The organism is Streptomyces sp. SID5785, from assembly GCF_009870065.1.
GTDB lineage: Bacteria > Actinomycetota > Actinomycetes > Streptomycetales > Streptomycetaceae > Streptomyces.
This window is the reverse complement of sequence record NZ_WWIA01000444.1, coordinates 1-8,583: the sequence shown is the minus strand read 5'-3', so window position 1 is coordinate 8,583 and position 8,583 is coordinate 1. Positions and strand designations below refer to the sequence as shown.

Below are 8,583 nucleotides of genomic sequence, written 5' to 3'. Positions count from 1 at the left end.
CCGTGCGCCCCGTGCGTTCCGTGCGCCCCGTGCCGGAGGGCGTCACCCTCCGGCGCTTGCTCCAAGCCTCACATAGGGCAATAAAACGGGCACGCCGGATTTCGGGCCACTCGAACGGGGGTGGATCACCGTCAGGCGGGGGCACCACCGGAGAGTGAGACCACAGTGCGCGACAATGGCGGCATGGAGATGCCGAGGAACGAACGGTCGCCGGAGAACCCGCAGATCCTGGTCGTGGGCCAGGACGGAATGGCTCTGGGCGGCGGCGGAGACGACGAATCCCGCGAGGTCCCGGTGACGGAGATGGTGGAGCAGCCCGCCAAGGTGATGCGCATCGGCAGCATGATCAAGCAGCTGCTGGAGGAAGTGCGCGCGGCTCCCCTGGACGAGGCGAGCCGCCAGCGGCTCAAGGAGATCCACCACAGCTCGGTCAAGGAGCTGGAGGACGGCCTCGCGCCGGAGCTCGTCGAGGAGCTGGAGCGGCTCTCCCTGCCCTTCACCGACGAGGCGACCCCGTCCGACGCCGAACTGCGCATCGCGCAGGCCCAGTTGGTGGGCTGGCTCGAGGGCCTCTTCCACGGGATCCAGACGACGCTCTTCGCCCAGCAGATGGCCGCCCGCGCCCAACTGGAACAGATGCGCCGCGCCCTGCCCCCCGGCGCCGGCGGCGAGGAGGGCGAAGACCCCCACACCCTGGGCCGCTCGGGCGGGCCGTACCTGTGACCGACCTCGCGCACGTCAGCGCATGAGAAGGGGGCCCGCGCACCGAGCGCGGGCCCCCTTCTCGTGTCTCAGATCAGTTGCCGCCGCCGGGCGGGTTGCCCGTCGACACCATGAGCTGGATCTTCACGTCGGTCGGGTCGATCTCCGTGTTGGCGGCCGGGCTCTGGTTCATGACCGTGCCCTCGCCGTACGTGTTCTCGTCCTGCTCCTTGAGGTCGTAGTTCCAGCCCGCAGCCCGGAAACAGGCCTTCACCGAGTCGATGTTGCGCAGGTAGAAGTCCGGGACCTTGATCTTGTTCTCGTCGTTGCTGCCCGTCTCGGGCTCGGTGCACTTGTCGGTCTCGATCGTCTTCGTCGTGTCCGGGCCCTTGTGCCCCGCGACCTCGCCCGCGGACGCCGACGGTGAACCCGTGCCGCCCGCCTCCGGGTCGTCGTCCTTGTTCAGCGTCAGGGCCGTGATCAGGCCGCCGATGGCGATCAGCGCGACCACGATCGAGGCGATGATCACCATCTTGTTCTTGCCGCCCGAGGCATTGCCGCCCGCGGGGCTGGTGGTCGTCACCGGCTGGGAGCTGTACGGCGCGGGTGTCTGCGGTGCGTACGAGACCGACGGCGGCGGTGTCTGGTAGCCGCCCTGCTGGGGGTAGCCGTAGCCCGCCTGGGGGGCCGGGGTGGGTGGCGGGGTGCCGTAAGGGTTCTGCGGCTGGTACGGGGTCTGGACCGGGCCCGTGGGCGCACCGGTGTGGTCGATCGGCGGGAAGACGGTCGAGCCGACCCCCGCACCGCTCGACGTCTGCACGCCCGGCACGATGCTCGGCGCGGCCGGCGTCAGCGACTGGGCGACGCGCAGGCACTCGTCCCGCATCGCCTCGGCGCTCGGGAAGCGCTCGTTCGGGTTCTTCTTCAGGGCGCGGGCGACGAGCGCGTCGATGGCCGGCGGGAGCGAGCGGTTGATCGAGGAGGGAGCCACGGGCTCCTCCTGGACGTGCGCATACGCTATGGCCAGCGGCGAGTCCGCCTCGAACGGCAGCCGTCCGGTGACCAGTTGGAACAGCATGATGCCGACCGAGTACAGGTCGGAGCGGGCGTCCACGCCGCGGCCGAGCGCCTGCTCGGGCGACAGGTACTGGGGCGTGCCCACGACCATGCCTGTCTGCGTCATCGACGTCACGCCGGACTGCATGGCGCGGGCGATGCCGAAGTCCATGACCTTGACGACGTTGCGCTTCGTCATCATCACGTTGCCCGGCTTGATGTCGCGGTGGACCAGGCCCATCTCGTGACTGATCTCCAGCGCGGCGAGCACGTCGGCGGTGATCTTCAGGGCCTTGTCGGCGGGCATCGCGCCGTAGCGGCTGACGTCCTCGTCGAGCACCGAGCCCAGCGGCCGGCCCTCGACGTACTCCATGACGATGTACGGCGTGATGGTCCCGTCGAGCTCGTCCTCGCCCGAGTCGAAGACCGACACGATGTTCGTGTGCGTGAGCTTGGCCACCGACTGGGCCTCGCGCTGGAAGCGCTGACGGAACGCGTCCTCGCGGCCGAGTTCCGTGTGCAAAGTCTTGATGGCCACGGCGCGGTCGAGCCGGGTGTCGTGCGCGAGGTGCACGGAGGCCATGCCGCCCTGGCCGAGCAGGTCGCGCAGCTGGTACCGCCCACCGGCCACGGAACTGCCCGCGTACCGTCCGCTCTGCGCGCCGCCGGCGCTGCCCTCGGTCATGTCTCCACGTCCCCCATAGGCGCCCCGACGTCGGTGCGGCCCGGTGATCGAATCAGCTATTCCCGGCCAAGTCTGCCGTAGGGCAGTGACACGTCAAGCTCGGTGCCCGTTCCGTGACCGTACGGGCAAGAAGCGTCGCGGAAGCGTTACAGGGGACAGGACGCGCGCCGCTTCCCGAACGCTCATGGAACGGACATCGATCCGCCACAGAAATTGCGCGCACGATTTGCAGGACGTGCACGGCAACGGGTTTGATGTCCGGTCCATCTCGGGACGGCGCCACCACCGAAGCCTGTAGCGTGGCCCGACAGAGCCCGTGTTCACAACCGCGCGTACTCCGAACGCGCGGATCCGGCGGCACCCACGCGGCACCAGACAGCAAGAGCACGGACAGAAACGACGGCGAGGACTGATGGCACAGCAGCAGCGCGCTCAGGGCCCGTCCGACCCCGAGGCGACTGGCGGCGGTATGTCAGATGCGCCGGACGCCTTCGGGAACGGCGGGCTGGTCGGGGACGGCCGGTACCGGCTGACCCGCAGACTCGGCCGGGGCGGCATGGCCGAGGTGTTCGCCGCCGAGGACGTACGCCTCGGGCGCACCGTCGCCGTCAAGCTGCTCCGGGCCGACCTCGCCGAGGACCCCGTCTCCAAGGCCCGCTTCACGCGCGAGGCCCAGTCGGTCGCCGGGCTGAACCACCACGCGGTCGTCGCGGTCTACGACTCCGGCGAGGACTTCGTCGCGGGCAACACCGTGCCGTACATCGTCATGGAGCTCGTCGAGGGCCGCACCATCCGCGACCTGCTCATCAACGCGGAGGCGCCGGGCCCCGAGCAGGCCCTCATCATCGTCTCCGGGGTGCTCGAGGCGCTCGCGTACTCGCACCAGCACGGCATCGTGCACCGTGACATCAAGCCCGCCAACGTGATCATCACGAACACGGGCGCCGTCAAGGTCATGGACTTCGGCATCGCACGCGCCCTGCACGGCGCGCAGTCGACCATGACGCAGACCGGCATGGTCATGGGCACGCCCCAGTACCTGTCCCCGGAGCAGGCCCTCGGCAAGGCCGTCGACCACCGCTCCGACCTGTACGCGACCGGCTGCCTCCTCTACGAGCTGCTCGCGCTGCGGCCGCCGTTCACCGGCGAGACCCCGCTCTCGGTCGTCTACCAGCACGTCCAGGACATCCCGGTGCCGCCCTCGGAGTCCTCCGACGCGGCGCCGCCGGAGCTGGACGGCCTCGTCATGCGCTCCCTGGCCAAGGACCCGGACGACCGGTTCCAGACGGCGGAGGAGATGCGCGGGCTCGTCCAGTACGGCCTGCAGATGCTCTACGAGCAGGGCGGCCACACCGGCACCTGGAACACCGGCCCCGTCGACATGCACGAGGGCGGCAACACCCCGGCGATGGGCATGGCGGGCACCACCGCGCTGCCGCACCCGGGCGACGCCGGCACGGCCGCGCAGCCGATGCTGCGCCCGCCGGGCGGCGACGACGGCGGCTTCGACGGCGGCGGGCACGGCGGGGGCGGTGGCCGCGGCAAGATGTGGATCATCGCCGTGCTGGCCGTGATCGCGGTGGCCGTCGGCGTGGCCTTCGCGCTCAACGCGGGCAACGACAACGGCAACAAGCAGAAGGACAAGCAGTCGCCGTCGGTCTCCCGGTCGGAGGAGTCGAAGGAGCCCAGCGACGACGCGACGGACGAGACGGACACCGGCGGCGAGACGCAGGAGCCGGGCGGCGACACGGGCGGGCAGCCCGACTACACGCCGACCCAGGAGCCGACGCAGCAGCCGACGACGCCGACCGACGAGCCGACGGACGAGCCGACCGATCAGCCGACGGACGACCCGACGGACGATCCGACCGGCGATCCGACGGACGGCCCGACCGACGAGCCGAGCGACCCGGTGACGCCGCCGGACGGCACGGGCGGCAGCGAGGGCGGCACGGGGCAGCCCGGCGGGACCGTGGAGGGCGGCGAGGGCGGCGGCGCCTGAGCCGGCCTGCGCCGGGAGGCAGCGCCGGGGGGCGAGAGCGTCGCGTCGGGCGGTGAGAGCGTCGCGTCAGGCGGGGCGCTGCGCCGCCGAGCCGCCCTCGAGCTCGTGCACGGTGAGGAACTGCGGGTCGACGCGCAGGTAGACCGGGTCGAAGAGGTCGCCGTCCGCGAAGAGCGGGGTGGGGCCGAACAGCTCCAGCTCGGCCGGGGTCGGCTCGATCTGCTCGCAGGTGCCGACGCACTGCACGGACCACTGGCCGGGCTCGTCCGGGCGCTCGACGCCCAGGTTGTCGGCGCCGTAGGCGACGACACTGCCGACACAGGCCTGGTGGTACCCGTAGCCGCGGTGCATCCGCAGCAGCAGCCGGCCGTCCGAGACGACGTGCCGGGCGGCGGCCAGGAAGGGCAGCGCGCGCATGCTCGTGGCGACGCGGCCGTACCGCACCCGTGCGAGCAGGTCGAAGCCGCGCTCGTGGTCCTGCTGGATCGGCGTCGAGGTCGGGGGTTCGATGGGCATGTCTTCACTGTGCGCCGGGAGGCCCCCGCGGCAGAAGAGGAGCCCGCCCCCCGGGCCTCGGGACCTAAGTCCCGGTTTCCCGCGCAGCGGCGCGGGGGACCGCCGAGGCGGTGCGGGGCTCAGTGCTTCTCGGCCTGCATCCGGGCGACGAAGGCGGCGGCCTGCGAGCGGCGCTCCATGCCGAGCTTCGAGAGCAGGCTGGACACGTAGTTCTTGATCGTCTTCTCGGCCAGGTGCAGCTGCTCGCCGATCGCCCTGTTGGTCATGCCCTCGCCGATCAGGTCGAGGATGCGGCGCTCCTGGTCGGTCAGGCCCGCGAGCCGGTCGTCGGCCTTGGCGCGGCCGCCGTCGCGCAGCCGCTCCAGGACCCGGGCGGTGGCCACGGGGTCGAGCAGCGACTTGCCGGCGGCGACGTCCCGCACGGCCGTCAGGAGCTCGGTGCCCCGGATCGCCTTCAGCACGTAGCCCGAGGCGCCGGCCATGATCGCGTCGAAGAGGGCCTCGTCGTCCGCGTACGAGGTCAGCATCAGGCACTTGACCGAGTCGTCCTGGGAACGGATCTCGCGGCACACCTCGACGCCGCTGCCGTCCGGCAGCCGGACGTCGAGCACCGCGACGTCGGGCCGGGTGGCGGGGATCCTGACCAGCGCGTCGGCGGCCGTCCCGGCCTCGCCGACGACCTCGATGTCGTCCTCCACCGAGAGCATCTCGTGGACTCCGCGGCGCACCACTTCGTGGTCGTCGAGGAGAAATACGCGAATTTTTCCGTCTTGGTGCACGGTGCCAGTCTCACACACGAACTCTTCCCGCGCCCCGGGTGACCGGGATAACGTGCCGGTGTTCCGGCCCCCTGCCAGGCTGTGACCAGTGACCAGCCGCACGGCTGTGACCTGCGACGCTTCGTCCCCTGCGCGACTACTAGGATCTCCGAGCATCGAATTACTTGGAAATCCAAGCAAAAACGCAGGTCAGATGGGGTTTCGCAGATGTGCGACCCACTGGGTAACGTGCTGGGTGAAGGGTGTTTCGCCGGAGCGTGCAGGACCTTGATCGTCTCAGTTCGTTCTTTCCAGTCCGCCTGAACCGGCTCAGCGCACCCACCCCGTGCGTGGACGGATCAGGCGAGCCGAGCCGACTGGCCATCCGGCAATCCCGGGGGCCGGACCGACGGAGGAGCACACGTGACCGTAGACAGTGCTGACAGCACTGGCGCCGCGCAGAAGGCACAGCCCCCGCGCAAGCGGGCCGCCGCGAAGAAGAAGCCCGAGCTGGTCCAGCTCATGACGCCCGAGGGCAAGCGCGTCAAGAACGCGGCGTACGACAAGTACGTCACGGACATCACCGACGACGCCCTGCGCGACCTGTACCGCGACATGGTGATGGCCCGCCGCTTCGACGCCGAGGCCGTCACCCTGCAGCGCCAGGGCGAGCTGGGCCTGTGGCCCTCGCTGCTCGGCCAGGAGGCCGCCCAGGTCGGCTCCGGCCGCGCGACGCGCGACGACGACTACGTCTTCCCGACCTACCGCGAGCACGGCGTCGCCTGGTGCCGCGGCGTCGACCCGACCAAGCTGCTCGGCATGTTCCGCGGCGTGAACAACGGCGGCTGGGACCCGAACGGCAACAACTTCCAGCTGTACACGATCGTCATCGGCTCCCAGGTGCTGCACGCCACCGGCTACGCGATGGGCGTGGCCAAGGACGGCGCCGACTCGGCCGTCGTCGCCTACTTCGGCGACGGCGCCTCCAGCCAGGGCGACGTGGCGGAGGCCTTCACGTTCTCCGCGGTGTACAACGCTCCGGTCGTGTTCTTCTGCCAGAACAACCAGTGGGCCATCTCCGAGCCCACCGAGAAGCAGACCCGCGTCCCGCTCTACCAGCGCGCGCAGGGCTTCGGCTTCCCCGGCGTCCGCGTCGACGGCAACGACGTCCTCGCGGTCCTGGCCGTGACCCGCTGGGCCCTGGAGCGGGCGCGCAACGGCGAGGGCCCGACGCTCGTCGAGGCGTTCACCTACCGCATGGGCGCGCACACCACCTCCGACGACCCGACGAAGTACCGGGCCGACGAGGAGCGCGCCGCGTGGGAGGCCAAGGATCCGATCCTGCGCCTGCGCAGCTACCTCGAGGCGAGGACGGACACGGACGAGGGATTCTTCGCGGAACTCGACGCCGAGGCCGAGACGTTGGGCAAGCGAGTGCGCGATGCGGTGCGGGCCATGCCGGACCCGGACCACATGGCGATCTTCGAGAACGTGTACGCGGACGGGCACGCGCTCGTCGACGAGGAGCGCGCGCAGTTCGCCGCCTACCAGGCGTCGTTCGCGGAGGAAGGTGCCTGATCATGGCGGTACAGAAGCTTCCGATCGCCAAGGCGATCAACGAGTCGCTCCGCGCGGCGCTCGACCACGACCCCAAGGTCCTCGTCATGGGCGAGGACGTCGGCAAGCTCGGCGGCGTCTTCCGGGTCACCGACGGCCTCCAGAAGGACTTCGGTGAGGACCGGGTCATCGACACCCCGCTCGCCGAGTCCGGCATCGTCGGCACCGCGATCGGCCTCGCGCTGCGCGGGTACCGCCCGGTGGTGGAGATCCAGTTCGACGGCTTCGTCTTCCCCGCGTACGACCAGATCGTCACGCAGCTCGCGAAGATGCACGCGCGGGCGCTCGGCAAGGTCAAGGTGCCGGTCGTCATCCGTATCCCGTACGGCGGCGGCATCGGCGCCGTCGAGCACCACAGCGAGTCGCCCGAGACGCTGTTCGCGCACGTGGCGGGCCTGAAGGTGGTCTCGCCGTCGAACGCGTCGGACGCGTACTGGATGCTCCAGCAGGCCATCCAGAGCGACGACCCGGTGATCTTCTTCGAGCCCAAGCGGCGCTACTGGGACAAGGGCGACCTAGACACCGAGGCCGTCCCCGGCGACCTCCACAAGGCCGTCGTCGCCCGCGAGGGCAGCGACCTGACGCTCGTCGCGTACGGGCCGATGGTCAAGGTCTGCCTGGAGGCCGCCGCGGCCGCGCAGGAGGAGGGCAAGTCCCTCGAGGTCGTCGACCTGCGCTCGATCTCCCCGATCGACTTCGACGCCGTGCAGCGGTCAGTGGAGAAGACCCGGCACCTCGTCGTCGTGCACGAGGCGCCCGTCTTCCTCGGGGCCGGCGCGGAGCTCGCGGCCCGTATCAGCGAGCGCTGTTTCTACCACCTGGAGGCGCCCGTGCTGCGGGTCGGCGGGTACCACGCGCCGTATCCGCCGGCGCGCCTCGAGGAGGAGTACCTGCCGGGTCTCGACCGGGTGCTCGACGCCGTCGACCGCTCGCTGGCGTACTGAGGAGGGCTGAGAGATGGCTCGTGAGTTCAAGATGCCCGACGTGGGCGAAGGTCTGACCGAGGCCGAGATCCTCAAGTGGTACGTGCAGCCGGGCGACACCGTCACCGACGGCCAGGTCGTGTGCGAGGTGGAGACGGCGAAGGCGGCCGTGGAGCTGCCGATCCCGTTCGACGGCGTCGTCAGGGAGCTCCTGTTCCCCGAGGGCACGACGGTGGACGTCGGCCAGGTGATCATCTCCGTGGACGTGGCGGGCGAGGAGCCCGCCGCCCCCGCGCCGGCCGCCGAGCCGGCCCCCGCCGCAGC

Annotated in this window: 8 protein-coding genes; 5 read left to right on the top strand and 3 right to left on the bottom strand. The window is 70.7% G+C overall.

Annotation, left to right across the window (positions count from 1 at the left end; translation table 11 throughout):
* Positions 1-183: 183 nt before the first annotated feature.
* Complete coding sequence (locus tag GTW43_RS14895; protein ID WP_161302366.1) at positions 184-723, top strand: bacterial proteasome activator family protein; 540 nt, start codon at positions 184-186, stop codon at positions 721-723.
* A 73-nt stretch (positions 724-796) separates the two neighbouring features.
* Here GTW43_RS14895 and GTW43_RS14890 read toward each other — a convergent pair whose 3' ends face one another.
* Positions 797-2,443 carry a protein kinase gene (locus GTW43_RS14890; RefSeq protein ID WP_161302364.1) on the bottom strand — a complete coding sequence of 549 codons (1,647 nt, stop codon included), beginning with the start codon at positions 2,441-2,443 and terminating at the stop codon, positions 797-799.
* Positions 2,444-2,855: 412 nt separating this feature from the next.
* Here GTW43_RS14890 and GTW43_RS14885 point away from each other — a divergent pair, with 412 nt between their 5' ends.
* Positions 2,856-4,445: a protein kinase gene (locus GTW43_RS14885; RefSeq protein WP_161302362.1), complete on the top strand. Its 1,590-nt coding sequence runs from the start codon at positions 2,856-2,858 to the stop codon at positions 4,443-4,445.
* Positions 4,446-4,511: 66 nt separating this feature from the next.
* Here GTW43_RS14885 and GTW43_RS14880 read toward each other — a convergent pair whose 3' ends face one another.
* Positions 4,512-4,961, bottom strand: a complete 450-nt coding sequence (locus GTW43_RS14880; protein ID WP_161302360.1) for a pyridoxamine 5'-phosphate oxidase family protein — start codon at positions 4,959-4,961, stop codon at positions 4,512-4,514.
* A gap of 119 nt (positions 4,962-5,080) precedes the next feature.
* A complete protein-coding gene (locus GTW43_RS14875; RefSeq protein ID WP_161302358.1) occupies positions 5,081-5,740 on the bottom strand; it encodes a response regulator transcription factor in 660 nt (219 codons plus the stop codon).
* Between the two features lie 402 nt (positions 5,741-6,142).
* Here GTW43_RS14875 and pdhA point away from each other — a divergent pair, with 402 nt between their 5' ends.
* From pdhA to GTW43_RS14860, 3 genes are all read left to right on the top strand, one after another.
* Positions 6,143-7,297, top strand: a complete 1,155-nt coding sequence (pdhA, locus tag GTW43_RS14870) for a pyruvate dehydrogenase (acetyl-transferring) E1 component subunit alpha (protein WP_161302356.1) — start codon at positions 6,143-6,145, stop codon at positions 7,295-7,297.
* Positions 7,298-7,299: 2 nt separating this feature from the next.
* The gene (locus GTW43_RS14865) at positions 7,300-8,280 is read left to right on the top strand and encodes an alpha-ketoacid dehydrogenase subunit beta (RefSeq protein ID WP_161302354.1); all 981 of its coding nucleotides are present in this window, start codon (positions 7,300-7,302) and stop codon (positions 8,278-8,280) included.
* A 13-nt stretch (positions 8,281-8,293) separates the two neighbouring features.
* A partial coding sequence (locus tag GTW43_RS14860; protein WP_343246008.1) for a biotin/lipoyl-containing protein occupies positions 8,294-8,583 on the top strand: 290 nt, incomplete at its 3' end.

Coding starts and splice junctions, on each gene's coding strand:
- GTW43_RS14895 (WP_161302366.1), top strand. CDS start 184: ATGGAGATGCCGAGGAACGAACGGTCGCCGGAGAACCCGCAGATCCTG.
- GTW43_RS14890 (WP_161302364.1), bottom strand. CDS start 2,443: ATGACCGAGGGCAGCGCCGGCGGCGCGCAGAGCGGACGGTACGCGGGC.
- GTW43_RS14885 (WP_161302362.1), top strand. CDS start 2,856: ATGGCACAGCAGCAGCGCGCTCAGGGCCCGTCCGACCCCGAGGCGACT.
- GTW43_RS14880 (WP_161302360.1), bottom strand. CDS start 4,961: ATGCCCATCGAACCCCCGACCTCGACGCCGATCCAGCAGGACCACGAG.
- GTW43_RS14865 (WP_161302354.1), top strand. CDS start 7,300: ATGGCGGTACAGAAGCTTCCGATCGCCAAGGCGATCAACGAGTCGCTC.